The sequence below is a fragment of the Prevotella sp. AM34-19LB genome (assembly GCF_003468525.1).
GTDB lineage: Bacteria > Bacteroidota > Bacteroidia > Bacteroidales > Bacteroidaceae > Prevotella.
Genome location: NZ_QSIG01000003.1, coordinates 77,657 through 95,716, shown reverse-complemented (window position 1 = coordinate 95,716; position 18,060 = coordinate 77,657). Strand labels below are relative to the sequence as shown.

Genomic DNA, 18,060 nt, shown 5'->3' with positions numbered 1-18,060 from the left:
ATGAAGTCTATCATCATCATTGGATATATGGGAGCCGGCAAGACTACTGTCGGCAAAGCCCTCGCCAAAGAGCTTGGCGTGATGTTCTACGACCTCGATTGGTACATCGAGAGCCGTATGCGCAAAACCGTGAAGCAGATCTTTGACGAAGTAGGAGAAGAGGGATTCCGCCACATAGAGCATAACATGCTCCACGAGGTGGCGGAGTTTGAAAACGTAGTGGTTAGCTGTGGCGGAGGAACACCTTGTTTCTTCGACAATATGGAGTATATGAACCAGTCGGGCTGCACCATCTACCTCAAGGCAACGCCAGAAACCCTCTATGCTCACCTCAAGATGGGCAAGGGCGTACGCCCCCTGCTGCTCAACAAGACTCCGGAGGAAGTACAGGTATTCATCCGCGAGCAGCTGAAGCAGCGCGAGCCTTTCTACGAGAAGGCAAAACATATCATAGACATCAATGTGATGGACAACTTGGATAAAGTAAACGAAACAGTACAGGAGGTTCGTAGCCTGCTGAACGTATAAAGAAAAAAGGTAAGCCAACTCAAGACAAGAGACGGCTTACCTTTCTACGATTTATCATAAACAGAAAATATTATAAAACAAACTTTTTAGCAAGACCAAGAACAGAAAATGAAGAAATGGACTATTGAAGACTCGAAGGAGCTCTACAACATTGGTAGTTGGGGCACTTCTTACTTTGGCATCAACGACAAGGGTGATGTCTATGTAACTCCATGCAAGGACAACACGCAGATAGACCTGCGCGACATCATGGACGAGTTGGCATTACGCGACATCAACGCTCCCGTACTGCTCCGTTTCCCAGACATCCTCGACAACCGCATCGAGAAGACAGCCAGCTGTTTTCAGAAGGCCAAGGAGGAATATGGTTACAAGGGGGAAAACTTTGTCATCTATCCTATCAAGGTGAACCAGATGCAGCCGGTTGTAGAGGAGATCATCTCTCATGGAAAGAAGTTCAACCTGGGACTGGAAGCCGGTTCCAAACCAGAACTTCATGCCGTTATCGCCGTACAGGCACAGAGCGACTCACTCATCATCTGCAACGGTTACAAGGACGAGAGCTACATCGAACTTGCCTTGCTCGCCCAGAAGATGGGTAAGCGCATCTTCATCGTGGTAGAAAAGCTCAACGAGCTGGATATCATCGCCAAGGTGGCAAGTAAGCTCAACGTGAAGCCAAACATCGGAATCCGCATCAAGCTCGCTTCTTCAGGCTCAGGCAAATGGGCTGAGAGCGGTGGCGATGCTTCGAAGTTCGGTTTGACAAGTGCCGAACTGCTTACTGCCCTCAGCAAGATTGAGGAGATGGGATTCCACGACTGCCTGCGCCTCATCCACTTCCACATCGGAAGCCAGATTACCAAGATCCGCCGCATCCAGACGGCTCTCCGTGAAGCGGCTCAGTTCTACATCAACCTCCACAAGATGGGCTACAATGTAGATTTCGTAGATTGTGGCGGTGGTCTTGGCGTAGATTACGACGGCACCCGTTCTGCCAGCAGCGAAAGCTCTGTAAACTACTCTATCCAGGAGTATGTGAACGACTGTGTCTATACATTCGTTGATGCAGCCAACAAGAACAATATCAACCATCCTAACCTCATCACCGAGAGTGGCCGTTCGCTCTCTGCCCACCACTCCGTATTGGTGATTGATGTGCTGGAGACTGCTTCCCTGCCGGAAATGCCAGAGGAGTTTGAAGCAAAGGAAACCGACCACCAGCTGGTTAAGGACCTTTACGAGATATGGGACAACCTGAATCCTCGCAACATGCTGGAGGATTGGCACGATGCCGAACAGATTCGCGACGAGGCATTGCAGCTCTTCTCTCACGGCATCGTAGATTTGAAGACCCGTGCCGAGATTGAGGCGATGTACTGGAGCGTGTGCCACGAGATCAACAACCTTGCCAAGCACATGAAGCATGTGCCTGAGGAGCTCAGGGGATTGGACAAGATTCTTGCCGACAAGTATTTCTGCAACTTCTCATTGTTCCAGAGCCTGCCAGACAGTTGGGCCATCGACCAGCTCTTCCCTATCATGCCAATCCAGCGCCTGGACGAGCGTCCTACCCGCAACGCCACCTTGCAGGACATCACCTGCGACAGCGACGGCAAGATTGCCAACTTCGTAACCGATGGTCATATCGGCAACGTTCTCCCTCTTCATCCATTGAAGAAGAACGAGCCATACTATCTCGGCGTGTTCCTCGTAGGTGCCTACCAGGAGATTCTGGGCGACATGCACAATCTCTTCGGCGACACCAATGCTGCCCACATCTCTGTAAAGGATGGCAAGTACTGCATCGACCAGATATTCGATGGCGAGACCGTAGAGGAGGTATTGGATTACGTACAGTACAATCCTAAGAAGCTCGTCCGCCAGTTGGAGCAGTGGGTAACCAAGAGTGTGAAGGAAGGCAAGATTTCACTCGATGAGGGTAAGGAGTTCCTGGGCACCTATCGCAATGGTCTCTTCGGATACACATATCTTCAGTAAACATTCAACATAAGATAAGATGAAAAAAGTAACAGTAGTAAAGGTAGGCGGTGCCATCGTTGAAGACAGCGAGCAGCTGGCACAGCTCTTGAAGGATTTTGCAGCCATTCCCGGCAAGAAAGTATTGGTACATGGCGGTGGACGCCGTGCCACCAAGGTAGCTGCAGCCCTCGGCATCGAGAGCAAGATGGTAAACGGCCGTCGCATCACCGATGCAGATATGCTGGAAGTGGTAACGATGGTTTATGGCGGTTTGGTAAACAAGAACCTGGTTGCCAAGCTTCAGGCTAACGGCGTGAACGCCCTCGGCCTGACAGGTGCCGACATGGACGTAATCCATAGTCATAAGCGCCCATTGAAGGATGGCATCGACTTCGGATTCGTAGGCGATGTAGAGCGTGCCAACGGCAAGATGCTCCAGACCCTGATTAACGAAGGCATCACCCCGGTGATGGCTCCGCTGACCCACGACGGAAAGGGCAATATCCTCAATACCAATGCCGATACCATCGCAAGCGAGACAGCCAAGGCTTTGGCTCCTTACTACGACGTGACATTAATATATAGTTTTGAAAAGAAAGGTGTGCTCAGCAATCCTGAGGATGACGACAGCGTGATTCCAGTGATTACCCATGCCGATTTTGAGAGATACAAAGCAGACGGTACCGTGGCAGGCGGCATGATTCCAAAGCTGGAGAATGCCCTTGCAGCCATCGATGCAGGCGTAAAAGAAGTGATTATCACCCTTGCTACCGCCATCGACGGAAAGCACGGAACTGTTATTAAGAGTTAAAAATAGAAATAATTCAGAGTTGCTTGTAACTTTCTTACAGGTGAGTCGTCATTAATTATAGAGGGATGAAAAAAATCAGTTTCCAAAACGATGTTTTGCCGCTGAAGAATAAACTCTTCAGGCTGGCACTTCGCATTACTCTCAACCGGGAGGAAGCGGAGGACGTTGTGCAGGATACCATGATTAAAGTCTGGAATGCCCGCGACAGATGGCAGGAGCTTGACTCCATCGAGGCCTACAGCCTCACCATCACCCGCAACCTCTCGCTCGACCGCATCAAGAAGATGGATAATCAGAACGATTCGCTGGAAGAGCAGACCACAGAAAGGCTCGACGAGACATCATCCACTCCTTCCGAACGAATGATTCAGAAAGACAAGCTGAACATCGTAAGGAACATCATTAATGAGTTGCCCGAGAAGCAGCGCAGCTGTCTGCAACTTCGAGACATCGAAGGAAAATCCTATAAGGAAATAGCAGACATCCTCAGCATCACCGAAGACCAGGTCAAGGTGAACATCTTCAGGGCTCGACAAACAGTTAAACAAAGATTTCAACAATTCGACAGTTATGGATTATAAGTACATCAACCAACTTTTGGACCGCTATTGGAAGGCCGAGACTTCTCTCGAAGAAGAGGAGATTCTCCGTGCATTCTTCAGCCAGGACGAGTTGCCTGCCGAGCTGAAGCCATATCAGGCGCTCTTCTCTTACGAGATGGGCGAGGCTAAGCAAGAGACGCTGGGTGATGACTTCGATCAGAAGATGATGGCGATGATTGAAGATGAATACACCAAGGAGCCTAACAAGGCAAAGGTTGTTTCATTGACAGAGCGTCTGAAGCCTCTCTTCAAGGCTGCTGCCGTGGTAGCTATCGTCTTGACCCTGGGCAACGCTGCTCAGGTGCCATTCCAGAACGATGTCGATAATCAGATTGAAAACGTAGGATACACCAAGAGTGGCAAGGGCGTTTCCGTAGCCATGGGCGATTCAGCTTCGGTTGATTCCATGCAGCGCACGGGCATCGACCAGATAAGCACCACCCCTTCTCCTACGATATTGAAGTAGTTATTTCTATGCTTTCTCTATATAAAAAATCATGTTTAGTAAAACAATTCTGAAACTGTGAAGTTTCAATTCTCTCAAATTTTTCATAACATACTAACGTAATAGGGCTGCCAGGATGTACTGGCAGCCCTTGCTGTTTTATAAATAAACTAATTCATAGTTTCGTGGGGCACAATTTATCGCCATCAAGAGTCATCATTAAAGCCTCCTGCCGGTCATCATTGATGACTCCTGCCTGCCTTCATATAAGGCTCTTGGCTAGCTCAAGAAGGAGAAATTAAAAGGATGATTTTCCTGATGAGGGTTAACAGGTTAACAGTTAACAGCCCGAAAATGCATACTACTCCCCACTCACATATAATAATAAGTATATATATATTTAAATATAATAAGGTACGCAGGAGGGGGAGGATGCAAAAAACAGCTGTTAACTGTTAACCTGTTAACTCCTTGCCCTCTTTGTTAACGAATCTAACTCATAGTTTTCTCCTCAAGAACTCACCGTTTCTTGGGGCAGAAGTCATAAAAAAATAACACGGACAAATTGAATTTGTCCGTGTTTTATTTTTCAAACGAAAATCGAATATAAGTTCTATCATCGAAGCTCTTATTGCCCTCAACGATGCCCTTGGTGGCGATAAAGGAATGGATGTTCTGAGGGTCGTTGGCAATCTGCTCTGCCAATGCCGCCTCGCTCGCTGCCAAGGTTGGCTCCAGGAAAGGATAGCCATCACTTGCCAATACAATCTCGGAGGAAGAGACAAAAATGTACCTGATGCAGAAACGGAGTCAGAACAAGGGACAGAATCTGATGCTGGAACAGAATCTTGAACAGAACAAGAATCTGAAACAGAGACAACCTTCACTCCCTCCCGATAGATAGGAAATCCATCGATAACCGGATAGGTCTGGTTCTGCCCGGAAAGCATCGCCTCGATCAATAATGGCTCTATCTGCTTTCTAGCCTCAGCAGGCGAAAGGCCCTGCTCTATCAGTTCTACCCTCTTTCTGGCAATCTCCTGCTCATAAGGCTTGCCGTTCTCATAAAGCTTTCCATCGATGATAGCCTGGCAATCACCCACCATCCATACTTCATTCCTTGTCCGGCTATAAAGGATAGCCGAGGCGGTAAGCCGCTCTTCCGGATGCTCCTTCAACCGCTCTTCCACCCCTAGCTTTTCATACACCTTATTATATATATAGACTGTCACACCCTGGCAGAAATCATCTACCGAGGCATCCGCTTTCAACTCTTCACGAATATACTCCGAGATAAGCATCATGGCATATCTTCCGTTCTTCATATCAGGATTGAGATGCTTCGGAGTCTTGCTCGTACTGCCATCAATCACTGCGATGAAATCATCGGTAACTACCATTCCATCCTCACAAGCCTCAGGGCTCTTCTTTCCTATGATACTGCTTTCTATAATCTTCATAATATCTACTTGTATATCTGAAAAAAGGCTACCCATTCAGGTAACCTTTTTACTCGTTTATTTATCTCTTAAGCCTTTGCTTTCTTTAATCTGATAATCATCTGTATAAAACTTGGAATCATGATGCAGAGAGAGAAGCCTACGGCATAATACATGGTTTTCTCATCGCCATGGAAGAGGTCGATGAGTTTGCCATCGCTCTGCGGCATGATATTGGCAAGGACATACGCCATCGTATTGTTCACCCAGTGGAGCAGGATGCCCGGAACAAGACTCCCGGTGCGATAATACATCCATCCCAGGAGCAAGCCCATCAGGAGGGCATTGATAAACTGTGCCAGATTGGCATGAACTACTCCGAAGATGGCTGCCGAAATCATGATGGCAACCCAATGGTTCTTCTTGCTCATGATGCCCAGCAGGGTGCGGAGGATGGCTCCACGGAATACTACCTCTTCGGCAAGAGGCGCCAGGATGCCGATTGCTACATAGCCCCAAGGCTCCTTCATCAGCGAGGTGAATATCTGCTGAGTATTCTCATCCATCTCGATGCCCAGCTGCTCATAGAGGAACGACAGGGGGATGATGGTTCCCAGGGAGAACAATGCCACCCAGAGAAGCGTGCCCCAAGGCTTGGAAAGCAGATAACTGCGGGTAAGCGGCGTCCACTTCGTCTTCAGGAAGATGATGAGGGTGATGACACTGCTGAACACCTGAACAAGCGCCGTAAGAATGGCGTTGCCGCCCGTACTTACTGCCTGAAGCGTTGCCTGATAACCTTCACCCTTGATGCCTGCCCAGATTCCAACACCGGCATACATCATGATGATTTGTACTACTATAAATATAATAAGGTAGAGGACCACATCCGTCAAACCTCTCTTTAAATTAATCTTTGCCATTGCTTTTATAGTTTATAATTAACTGTTTTATAGTTAATAGCATTCTTGCTATCATTCCACTTCCTTTTCGAAGAGATCCAGCACGGTCTGCTCATCCACCTTTAGTTGCGCCGCCAACTCCTCGGGACCGTCAAACTTCTGTTCGCCCCTTATTCGCTTCACGAAGCCTACTAGCAGGAGCTGGTCGTAGATGTCGCCATCGAAATTGAAGATATGCGTCTCCAGCGTTATCTGCTTGCCATTGAAGGTAGGACGGTTGCCCACGTTCATCATTCCCCGCTTCCATACCACCGAATTCTCCAGTCTTACCTTTACGGCATAGACGCCAGGGGCAGGAATCATCTGTCCGAAGTGCGAGATGTCGAGATTGGCAGTAGGGAAGCCGAGCTTTCTGCCTTCATGGAATCCGTTCACCACCTTTCCGATGATGGTATAAGGGAAACCGAGGCACTGGGCTGCCATCTCCACTTCTCCCTCTTTCAGGAAAGAGCGGATGACGGAAGAAGAGATGTTGATGCCATCTATCTGGAAGGCTTCGTTCCTGATTACCTCGATACCCATCTCACTGCCGTAGCGCACGTAATCCTCGAAAGTCTCTGCACGATTGTGACCGAAGCGATGGTCGTAGCCGATGAAGAGTTTCCTTACGTTGAGATGGTCGTGGAGCACCTGCTGCATAAACTCTCTTGCCGACATGGCAGCCATCGCCTTGTCAAAATGCAGCACCACGGCGTTATCCACTTCCGTCTTCGAAAGCAGCAGCAGCTGGAATCGAGCGTGCTCAGCATCTCCGGCTGATAATCCGCCTGCAACACCTTGCGGGGATGCGCATCGAAGGTGATGACGGTGGATTGCAAGCCATCCTTTCGTGCTGTCTCTACGAGATGATGAATCAGGAACTGATGTCCACGATGCACCCCGTCGAAGAAACCGATGGTTGCCACACATGGCGGCAACTGCACGGTATCGTTATAATGTATTGTATTCATTCTATCTTCTCTTTGCTATCATTCTCTTAAAAGCTCTCCACAGCTCGCCCACCCAAAGTACAACGGAGGTTGAGCCGATGATGAGCAGCCACTCGTGGAGCGACAATGGTGTGGTGCGGAACATTTCGTCACCAAAGGTTACAATAATCCACTGACCCACCAATACCAGTACAAGCACCAGAATCATTCCCTTATCCTTCAGGAAATGGCGGAAGGCGGTGTGATGACTCATCAGCGCCTTGGCATTGAAGAGGTTCCAGAACTGAATCATCACGAAAGTGGTGAAGAACATGGTCAGTTCATGCACATCTACTCCACCCTTGCCTCTGCGCTCGCAGTAAACCAGCAGGGCAAACATCACGAGGAAGAAGACGATGCCGCAGAACAGGATGCCGAAACCGATGCTCTTGTTGATGATGAAATCGGATGCCTTGCGTGGTTTCTCCTTCATCACCTCGTGAGATGGAGGCAATGAGGCGAGTGCCAGGGCTGCGAAGGTATCCATGATAAGGTTGACCCAGAGAATCTGAGTAACCGTCAAAGGCATCTCGGTTCCGATGACAGATCCGCCAAGCACCAGCAGGAGGGCTGCCACATTTACTACCAACTGGAAGAAGAGGAAGCGCTGCAGGTTGCGATAGAGCGAGCGTCCCCACATCACGGCGTTGGCGATAGACTTGAAGGAATCATCGAGCAGGGTCATATCCGAAGCCTCTTTTGCCACGGAAGTTCCCGAACCCAGCGACAAGCCACGTGGGCATAGTGAAGCGCCGGAGCATCGTTGGTACCGTCGCCTGTTACGGCAACCACTTCGCCTCGCTTCTGGAGCATCGCCACCAGTCGCTGCTTATCGGTAGGACGGGCACGGCTCATCACTCGGATATCCTTTGCCCGTTCGTAAGCCTCTTCGTCAGAAAGAGCCTCCCACTGTTCGCCCGTAATCATCTGCTGGTCGAGCGAAGTCATGGAGCCATCAGCTCCGATATTCTCAGGTTCATCTTCGAAGACACCTATCTGCTTGCCTATCTCCAAGGCGGTGGCAGCCGTATCACCCGTAACCACCTTCACCTCGATACCCGCATGGCGGCACTCCTGCACGGCGGCAGGAACATCCGGACGGATAGGATCGGCAATGGCTGCAATGGCCTGCAACTGAAGGTCATTGGCATCGAGAAGTGCTACCACTTCGGCAGTAGAGGTTCTCGATGTTCTCATGATAGAAGTTTCTATCTTCTTATAGGCGAACGCCAGGGTTCTCATCGCCTTATGCTGCCACTCGTCGAGTTCTTCGGCTGACTGTCTCTGCATTCTATCTTCGATGATGCATTTCTTCATCACGATTTCAGGCGCACCCTTCACGAAGAGATAGGTCTCGCCATCAACTTCTGCCAAGGTTGCCATCATCTTTCTCTCGGTAGAGAAAGGCAACTGCTTGAGCACGTTCACCTGCTTGCGGAGTTCTTCATAATCCTTGCCCTGGGCATCGAGCCAGAGCAGGAGAGCCGACTCGGTAGGGTTTCCGATAGGTTTGCCGTCATTCAACTCAGCTGTAGAGTTGAGGGCGATGGCAGTATCGAGCAGCGCCTCATCGCCCTGCTTGAGTTCCAGGGCGCTCACCTGCATCTTGTTCTGGGTAAGCGTTCCGGTCTTATCGGTACAGATTACGGTAACGGCACCCATGGTTTCGCAGGCATGGAGCTTGCGCACCAGATTGTTCGACTTCAGCATTCTTCGCATGTTGAGCGCCAGAGAAAGGGTAATCGCCATCGGCAATCCCTCAGGCACCGCCATCACAATCAGGGTAACAGCCATCATGAAGTATTTCAGCACGATTTCTGCCATATAGAAATAATCCTTGCCGCCCCATGCCGGGTTGGTGAGGATATCGTGAATCAGGAAGATGAAGAAGGCTGCCACAGATACCACGGACCCCACCCTGGAAATCATCTTCGCCAACTTATCGAGCTGCATGTGAAGCGGTGTCTCCACCGAAGTCTGTTCGGTAGATTTCTTCGCCACCTTACCAATCTCGGTAGCATCGCCCACGGCAGTAACCACGAACTCGCCCCTACCATTCATCACCATGGTAGAACGGAGGATGACGTTGCGTGGATAGCTCCATCGCCACCGCCTTCCAGAGATTTCTCGGCAACAGGTTCGCCCGTAAGGGCTGATTCGTTAATCTGCAGGTCGTTGCAGACGATGAGTTCTCCATCGGCAGGCACCTCATCGCCCACTTCCACGAGCACCACATCTCCCACCACCACATCGTGGCGCGGAATCTCCATCACCTTGCCATTGCGGCGCACCTTTACCGGCTGCTCTTCGCTGAGCGCCGTAAGCAGATTAAACTTCTTAGCAGCATCACGCTCAAAGTAGAAGCCCACGGTGGTAGCAAGGAAAACAGCCACGAAGATACCGATGGTCTCCATGAAATTCTTTTCGATGAAAGCGAGGATAAGGGAAACGAAAGCCGCCACAAGGAGTATCTGGATAATCGGATCGCGATACTTATCCAAATACAGTTTCCATAATGAGGTACGTTGAGGAGGGGTGAGCACGTTTTTGCCATGCTGTTCCCTACTCTGTTTTACTTGTTCGTCGGTAAGACCGATTCTTTTGTTTTTGTCTATGTCCATTTCTGAATAGAAATACTTTTCTTTTGTACGATTAATAAGTACATACGCACGTGTGCGCACATAATTTGGTGCAAAGATACGCTATTTTTCTGATTCAAGGAAAATTTTTAAGATTTTATTTGGTTATTTGCCTAAAATCTAGTATCTTTGCACTCGAATTTGATAAAAATTCAATGGACTTGTAGCTCAGTTGGTTAGAGCAACAGACTCATAATCTGGAGGTCCTAGGTTCAAGCCCTAGCTGGTCCACTTTGAAAATCAAGCAGTTAAGCAGAAAGTGCTTAACTGCTTTTTTCGTTGCTGGTTTGCTTGAATTTGGTCTATTTGTTTTTGCGTAAACAAAAAAAACATTAAGAGGGCGATTTGGACTTTTGCAACCAAGTTGCAGAAACCTTTTCGTAATTTTGCAACCGAAATAGAAAAAGGAACTGAATGTTCCGGGGTATATAGAACTAAAAGTATTGCAAAATTATGGAAGAAATGAAACTTTCTCACGAACATCATCATGAATGCCATTGTGAAGATTCTCACGAACATCATCATGAGCACAATCATGACTGCTCATGCTCCACAGAAGAACATGAGCACCAGGGGTGCGGTTGCCACCACCATCATCATCATGAAGAAGGCGGTTTGAAATCCAAACTCTTTCTGATTGGAGCTACCATCATCCTCCTGATTATCGCTGTTTTCATCGAAAAGAATTACGACCTGGCTACCTGGCAGTTGCTCCTCGTCTATCTCATTCCTTATTTATTAATAGGACACGAGACGCTGGGCGAAGCTGCAGAAGGTATTGCCAAGGGCGATATGTTTAACGAAAACTTCCTGATGGCTATTGCAACCATCGGAGCACTTTGCATCGGATTCTTTCCTGGATCAGACACAGAATTTCCAGAGGCTGTCTTTGTGATGCTCTTCTTTCAGGTAGGCGAACTCTTCGAAGGATATGCGGAAGGAAAGAGCCGCGACAGTATTTCGCATCTGATGAATATCCGACCAGATGTAGCGAATGTTGAAAGAAACGGAAAAGTAGAGGCCGTTTCGCCGGAAGACGTCAAGATAGGAGAAACTATCGTAATCCGTCCGGGAGAGAAAGTGCCTCTGGATGGCGTTGTCATTGAGGGCAATTCAGCCTTGAATACTGTTGCCCTGACGGGAGAAAGTATGCCACGGGATTTGAACGAAGGCGATACTATTATGTCTGGATGCATCAACCTGTCGGGAGTGGTTCGTGTACGCACCACCAAGAGTTTTGGCGAAAGTACCGTATCCAAGATTATTTCTCTGGTAGAGAGTGCAGACAAGAACAAGTCGAAAAGCGAGGCTTCATCACCCGTTTCGCCCGAGTCTATACTCCTATCGTTGTTTTCGCAGCCATTGCCCTGGCTTTTATTCCTCCATTCCTGGCAGCAACAGGAATCGTAGGTGAAGGAACCTTTGGCGAGAACTTCCCATTATGGCTCAACCGCGCCTGATATTCCTAGTAGTTTCCTGTCCTTGCGCCCTGGTCATCAGCGTGCCCCTCACCTTCTTTGGCGGCATCGGCGGAGCATCCCGGAACGGTATTCTCATCAAGGGCAGCAACTATATGGATGCTTTAGCCAAGGTGGGAACCGTAGTGTTCGACAAGACGGGTACCTTGACCCACGGAGAGTTTGCCGTAGCTGCTGTTCATGCAGATGCTTCCTGCCCAGACCATTCATCCCATGATGCAGATAATGTACATATTGGCGAATATTCTGACAAGGAGAAAATCCTGCTTCATCTGGCAGCTCATGCTGAACATTTCACTACCCACCCTATCGGAGCAGCCCTGCGTACTGCCTTCCCTCAAGAAGCAACGGATGGCTGCGAGGTGACCGATGTAGAGGAGATTGCCGGACAAGGTATCCGTGCCAAAGTGAACGGCAAGGTGGTTTGCGTGGGCAACAAGAAGATGATGGAAAACATCGGCGCAAAATGGCACGACTGCAACCAGGTGGGAACCATCATCCACATCGCCATTGATGGCAAGTACGCAGGACATATTGTGATCAACGACACCCTTAAGGAAGGAAGCGCCCATGCCATCAGAGAGCTGAAAGAACTGGGAGTAGAGAAAACGGTAATGCTGACGGGCGACCGCAGAGAAGTGGGAGAAGATGTTGCCCACAAACTGGGACTGGACGAGTGCCGCGCAGAACTGCTGCCAACCGACAAGGTTTCGCATGTAGAGCAACTGCTGAAGACAAAACCGGCAGGCAAGACGCTCGCTTACGTAGGCGACGGCATCAACGATGCCCCTGTATTGAAACGTGCCGATGTGGCATTGCCATGGGTGGACTTGGAAGCGATGCAGCCATCGAAGCTGCCGATGTAGTACTGATGGATGATGACCCTAGAAAGATTGCCCTTGCCGTGAAGATAGCCAGAAGAACCATTCATATCGCTCACGAGAACGTGATATTTGCCATCGGAGTAAAGGTTGCCGTACTGATTCTCGCCACCATCGGTCTCGGCACCATGTGGATGGCTGTCTTTGCCGATGTAGGTGTTACGGTACTGGCTGTATTGAACGCCATGAGAAGTTTGGGTAAAAATCGTCTTTTTTATCGTTAAATACCAAAATAAGTTGTATCTTTGCAACCGAATTGCAATATACAATACTGAATGGTTATGTATAAAAAAGACATTTTGACTATGAATAAGATTATCAAACTCATCTTCGTGCTCTGCTGCTTCTGCGGCATTGCACAGGCTCAGCCTCAACGTCCAAAGCTCGTTGTAGGCATCGTTATCGACCAGATGCGATGGGATTATCTCTATCGCTACTACGCCCGCTACGGCGAAGGCGGATTCAAGAGAATGCTCGGCGAAGGATTCAGCGTGGAAAACTGCAAGATTCCTTATATCCCTTCGGTTACAGCCATCGGACACACTTCTATCTGGACCGGTTCCGTGCCTTCTATCCACGGAATCGCCGGAAATAACTTCGTGAAGGATGGAAAGGTTGTGTACTGTACTGCCGACGATACCGTCAACCCGGTAGGTTCAGACAGCAAGGCGGGCAAGATGTCGCCTCGCAATCTGTGGGTAACCACCATCGGCGATGAACTCCGTCTGGCTACCAACAACCGCTCTAAGGTGATTGGTGTAGCCTTGAAAGACAGAGCATCCATCCTCCCTGCGGGCCATCACGCCAATGGCGCTTTCTGGTTTGATGACAAGTCGGGCAAGTTCATCACCAGTACTTTCTATATGGATAAGTTGCCAGAGTGGGTGAACAAGTTCAACAAGCAGAAACTCCCAAACAAGTATCTTTCAAAGAAATGGGAGACGCTCTACCCTATCGATTCCTACAAGGAGAGCACCAGCGATGACAACAACTACGAGAATGGAATCGCTGAGGGCGAGAAGGCTGTATTGCCACTCGATCTGCCTACCTTATATAAAAAGCATGGTTACAAGATTCTCCGCAGTACCCCATTCGGCTGCAACCTGACTTTCGATATTGCCAAGGCAGCCATTGAGGGAGAAAATCTGGGTAGAAACACAGATACTGACCTGCTGACCATCAGCTGTTCAAGCACCGATTACATCGGTCATCAGGTGGGCGTAAACGCTATCGAAACAGAGGATTGCTATCTCCGACTTGATAAGGCTCTGGCTGATTTCTTCGCTTATCTCGACCAGACCGTGGGCAAGGGAAATTATCTCACTTTCCTCACCGCCGACCATGGAGGCGTGAACAACGCTACCTTCCTGCAGGATCAGCGAATCCCTGCCGGCATCTGGAACAAAAAGGGATTGGTAGAAGAGCTGAATCAGATTCTGAAAGCTAAGTTCAACACCGACAAGGACCTCGTGAAGACCATCATGAACTACCAGGTGTTCTTCAACACAGATATCATCGAGGAACTCGGTTTGGATTACGCAGCCATCAAGCAGGCAGTGGTAGATAGATTGAAGAAAGACAAGGATGTGCACTATGCCTTCGACATGGAGAAGACCTCCACAGAGAGCATTCCTGAAGAACTGAAGTTCCGTGCCATTAACGGTTATAACCGTGAGCGCAGCGGAGGTGTTCAGATTGTACTGAAACCAGGTCACTACGAATATTACAGCAGCAAGGGAACTACCCACGGAGCATGGAATCCATACGATATCCATATTCCTTGTCTGTTTATGGGTTGGGGCATCCAGCACGGCGAGAGCGCCCAGCCTCACTATATGACAGATATTGCCGCCACCATTTGCGCAATGCTTCATATCCAGGCACCTAACGGCTGCATCGGCACACCGATATTTTGAAAAAAGTAAATGCTAAAAAATAAAGGCTAGGTTTTCCTGTTTCGGGAACCTAGCCTTTATTATTTTTTCACCAAAAGAAGAAAGTCGTCTTTTTACAATAGAGACGCTACTCGCTTTCAGCAGGAATTATTCTTCATTCATGATTTCCATATATTCCTCGTAGGAAATATATCTGCCACCCATCGACTTGAGATGCGGGGTTTCCAACTGGCAATCTATCATCTTGCCTCCATGCTCCTGCAGATAACGGGCCAGGAAGATGAGGGCTATCTTAGAGCCTGACGGAACCTTGGAGAACATGCTCTCGCCAATGAAGACCTTGCCGATGGTGACGCCATAAAGTCCACCTACCAGTTCACCGGTCTCATTATCCCATACCTCCGCGCTTGCCGCAAAGCCCTGCTCATGAAGGGCGGTGAATGCCTGAATGATGTTTTCACCCAACCAGGCACCCTCTTCCTCGTAACGGCCGTTGGTCTTGCTGCAGGCACGAATCACAGCATCGAAATCCTCGTTGATGCCCACGCTGTATCGGTTCTTCCTCAGCAGGGTGCGCATGGAATGACTGATGTGGATTTCGTCCGGGAAGATGACGAAGCGCTTCATCGGACAGAACCAGAGAATCTCCGGCTGGTCGCGAAAGCTATACCAGGGAAAGATGCCGTTGCTGTAAGCCAACAGCAGGCGGTCGATGCTCAAATCGCCACCTATCGCAAAGCAACCGTCTTCATCACCATAATGCGGATCGGGAAAATAAATATCTTCCGCATTTTCATCTATCTGTAATATCATAGCTTCTTAACAATTAATCACCAGTTCCTTGCCATCGAAATCTACGCAGCCCTTACCTGCTTTCTTGAGCTTGCCAAAGAGCAGCGCCTTCATCAGGATTGGCTTCAGACGATTGCCGATGACACGGTCCATCTCGCGGGCACCATATTCCTTGGTGAAGCCCCACTCCAGGATCTTCTCGCGTGCCGCATTGGTAAGCGTGATAGAAACTCCCTTTGCTGCCAATTTTGCATCGAGCTGACGAAGCTTCTTGGCTAGAATCAGTTCTGCCATGTGCTTATCCATATCGTTGAACACCACAGTGTCGGAAAGTCGGTTGATGAACTCAGGCTTGAAGGTCTTCTTTACCTGAGCCAACATCGCCTCGCCACGGGTAACATTACCGCCGAAACCTACACTTGCCTGGGATGCATACTGCGCTCCGGCATTGGAAGTCATCACGAGGATTACGTTTCGGAAATCAGCCTTCTGACCCTTGTTGTCGGTCAATCGGGCATAGTCCATCACCTGCAGCAGGATGTTGTAAATGTCGCTATGCGCCTTCTCAATCTCATCGAGCAGGAGCACGCAGTTTGGTGTCTTGCGGATGGCATCGGTCAGAAGACCGCCATCTTCATAACCCACGTATCCGGCAGGCGAACCGATGAGCTTAGCCACGGTATGCTTCTCGGTGTATTCACTCATATCGAAACGCACCAGTTCGATGCCGAGTTCCTTAGCCAGAACACGAACCACCTCGGTTTTACCCACGCCCGTAGGACCCACGAAGAGCAGCGAAGCCATCGGCTTGTCATCATCCACCAGTCCAGCCTTCGCCATCATCACAGCCTCAACCACCTTATCCACAGCCTTATCCTGACCATAGATCTTGTCGAGTATGCGCTGGCGAAGCGTAGCCAAAGCATCGTTATTCTCATCTTTCATCGCAGCCGCATCAATCTTGCAGACCTTAATCAGAATCTGCTGGATGATTGACTTGGTAACGTAAGAGCGCTGGCGAGATTCTACCGGATGCACCTCCAGATAAGCACCCGCCTCATCCATCAGGTCAATGGCCTTGTCTGGCAGACAGCGGTTGCTGATATATTTGGCGCTGGCACGGACGGCATATTCCAGGGCGTCCTTACGATAGGTTACATTGTGGAACTTATTGTATTTATACTGCAAGCCCTCGAGGATTTTGATTGCCTCCTCCTCGGTAGGTTCCTTGATATCTATCTGCTGGAATCGGCGCACGACGCCCTTGCTCTGAGCCATGTAGCGGTTGAATTCCTCATAGGTGGTGGAACCGATGAATCGGATGTCGCCTGCCTCCAGATACTGCTTCAGCATATTTGAAGCATCCGGTCCGCCATCAGAGCCACGACCGGCACCTATCATATTATGAATCTCATCAATGTAGATGATGGTGTTGCCTTCCTTCACGGCTCCTTCCATTACCATCTTGATGCGCTTTTCAAAGTCGCCACGATATTGGGCGCCGGCAAGCATCTGTCCCATATCCATACCGTAGATGCGAGCTCCCTTGAGACGTTCGGGTACCTGATTCTCGTTGATGAGCTTGGCAAGGCCATAAACTAGGGCGGTCTTACCTACGCCCGGTTCGCCGATGTGAAGCGGATTGTTCTTCTCGGCACGGCAGAGCACCTGGATGGTTCTATCCAGCTCCTGCTCTCTGCCGATGAGCGGATTATGTTCCTCCACCTGATCAGAAATACAGGTAACCAACTGGTGCCAATCCTGAGGCTGTCGGCTTCTACCCTCCTCTTCATCTTCATCATAATCGTTGTCATAATCGTCCTCATCATATCCATCGCCCATCAGGAGGGTTTCGTCTCCCGGTTCGTTATCGAGCGGATAATAGCTATCCACACTCGCCAGGAATTCGCCCTGACGGTCGCCCACATTCTTGCACAACAGAAATGCAGCTTCAGAGTCTGCAAGCCAAACATTGCCTGTACGAAATGAGGCACGTTCACGAGTTTTCTATCTGCGGCTGCAGCCAGGGCGCACGCCGTTCCAAACATAGTCTTGAAGAGTGATGATGGTTCTGGCAGGAACTTGATGTTTTCAGGCACACGTTCCTGCTTGGCGAGCCATCCCACCAAGTCTTCGTGCATCTTGATGCTATCCACTCCTTCCTCCTGCAAAGCCTGGCAGAAGGCATACTGGCGGAGCAATGACAGAAGCATGTGCTCGGGCATCACGAACTCGTGATCGAAAAACCGGGCCTGCTTCATGGCATCGTCCATCAAGACACTCATATATCGGGTTAATCCCATACTATCCATTCTATATTTTCCTTTCTTTATTCTGGCATATAAGTGAGCTTCAGTGGATACTTCTGCGTACGGGCTTTCTCCATCGCTTTCTCCACTTTGCTCTTGGCGATGTCATAGCTGTAGGTGCCCACCACGGCTTTCTCCTCGTGATGAACCTTGAGCATGATTGCTTCAGCCTCAGCCTGCGACTTGAAGAAGATGGATTCGAGGATTTCTACCACGAAGTCCATCGGTGTAAAGTCATCATTAAACATCACCACCACGTAACGCCCCGGCTCCTTGAGCCTGGTTTTCTGGCGTTCACGAATTGCTGTCTGTTCTTGAGCCATATCTT

At 49.3% G+C, this 18,060-nt stretch carries 10 protein-coding genes, 1 tRNA gene and 4 pseudogenes; 8 read left to right on the top strand and 7 right to left on the bottom strand.

Features of this window, described 5'->3' with window-relative positions:
* The 5 genes from DW830_RS01760 (at position 1) to DW830_RS01740 (ending at position 4,390) form a co-directional block, all read left to right on the top strand.
* Positions 1–528, top strand: a complete 528-nt coding sequence (locus DW830_RS01760; protein ID WP_119248641.1) for a shikimate kinase — start codon at positions 1–3, stop codon at positions 526–528.
* Between the two features lie 108 nt (positions 529–636).
* Positions 637–2,529, top strand: coding sequence for a biosynthetic arginine decarboxylase (speA, locus tag DW830_RS01755; RefSeq protein WP_119248640.1), 1,893 nt, complete (start codon positions 637–639; stop codon positions 2,527–2,529).
* Between the two features lie 19 nt (positions 2,530–2,548).
* Complete coding sequence (gene argB, locus DW830_RS01750) at positions 2,549–3,322, top strand: acetylglutamate kinase (RefSeq protein ID WP_119248639.1); 774 nt, start codon at positions 2,549–2,551, stop codon at positions 3,320–3,322.
* 65 nt (positions 3,323–3,387) lie between these two features.
* Entirely contained in the window at positions 3,388–3,903 is a 516-nt protein-coding gene (locus DW830_RS01745) for an RNA polymerase sigma factor (protein WP_119248638.1), read from the top strand.
* Entirely contained in the window at positions 3,893–4,390 is a 498-nt protein-coding gene (locus DW830_RS01740) for a pyruvate ferredoxin oxidoreductase (protein ID WP_119248637.1), read from the top strand. Before DW830_RS01745 ends, DW830_RS01740 begins: the two co-directional genes overlap by 11 nt.
* A 476-nt stretch (positions 4,391–4,866) precedes the next feature.
* Here the strand turns inward: DW830_RS01740 and DW830_RS01735 are convergent, their stop codons facing one another.
* From DW830_RS01735 to DW830_RS01720, 4 genes and pseudogenes are all read right to left on the bottom strand, one after another.
* Positions 4,867–5,829, bottom strand: coding sequence for a hypothetical protein (locus DW830_RS01735; RefSeq protein WP_233544333.1), 963 nt, complete (start codon positions 5,827–5,829; stop codon positions 4,867–4,869).
* Between the two features lie 68 nt (positions 5,830–5,897).
* A complete protein-coding gene (locus DW830_RS01730; protein WP_119248636.1) occupies positions 5,898–6,731 on the bottom strand; it encodes a CPBP family intramembrane glutamic endopeptidase in 834 nt (277 codons plus the stop codon).
* 51 nt (positions 6,732–6,782) lie between these two features.
* Positions 6,783–7,720 (bottom strand): annotated as a pseudogene (locus DW830_RS01725) (bifunctional riboflavin kinase/FAD synthetase).
* 1 nt (position 7,721) lies between these two features.
* Positions 7,722–10,359, bottom strand: a pseudogene (locus tag DW830_RS01720) (calcium-translocating P-type ATPase, PMCA-type).
* Positions 10,360–10,534: 175 nt separating this feature from the next.
* On the opposite strand from DW830_RS01720, the gene DW830_RS01715 reads away from it, so the two are divergent.
* The 3 genes and pseudogenes from DW830_RS01715 (at position 10,535) to pafA (ending at position 14,652) form a co-directional block, all read left to right on the top strand.
* A tRNA-Ile gene (locus DW830_RS01715) sits at positions 10,535–10,608 on the top strand.
* A 384-nt stretch (positions 10,609–10,992) separates the two neighbouring features.
* Positions 10,993–12,960, top strand: a pseudogene (locus DW830_RS01705) (heavy metal translocating P-type ATPase).
* An 81-nt stretch (positions 12,961–13,041) separates the two neighbouring features.
* Positions 13,042–14,652 (top strand): alkaline phosphatase PafA, encoded by a 1,611-nt coding sequence (pafA, locus tag DW830_RS01700; protein WP_119248669.1) that lies wholly within the window; start codon positions 13,042–13,044, stop codon positions 14,650–14,652.
* Positions 14,653–14,778: 126 nt separating this feature from the next.
* Here the strand turns inward: pafA and aat are convergent, their stop codons facing one another.
* From aat to DW830_RS01685, 3 genes and pseudogenes are all read right to left on the bottom strand, one after another.
* Positions 14,779–15,444 (bottom strand): leucyl/phenylalanyl-tRNA--protein transferase, encoded by a 666-nt coding sequence (gene aat / locus DW830_RS01695; protein WP_119248634.1) that lies wholly within the window; start codon positions 15,442–15,444, stop codon positions 14,779–14,781.
* Positions 15,445–15,450: 6 nt separating this feature from the next.
* Positions 15,451–17,684 (bottom strand): annotated as a pseudogene (locus DW830_RS01690) (AAA family ATPase).
* 68 nt (positions 17,685–17,752) lie between these two features.
* Positions 17,753–18,055 (bottom strand): ATP-dependent Clp protease adaptor ClpS, encoded by a 303-nt coding sequence (locus tag DW830_RS01685; protein ID WP_117663422.1) that lies wholly within the window; start codon positions 18,053–18,055, stop codon positions 17,753–17,755.
* Positions 18,056–18,060: the final 5 nt, after the last annotated feature.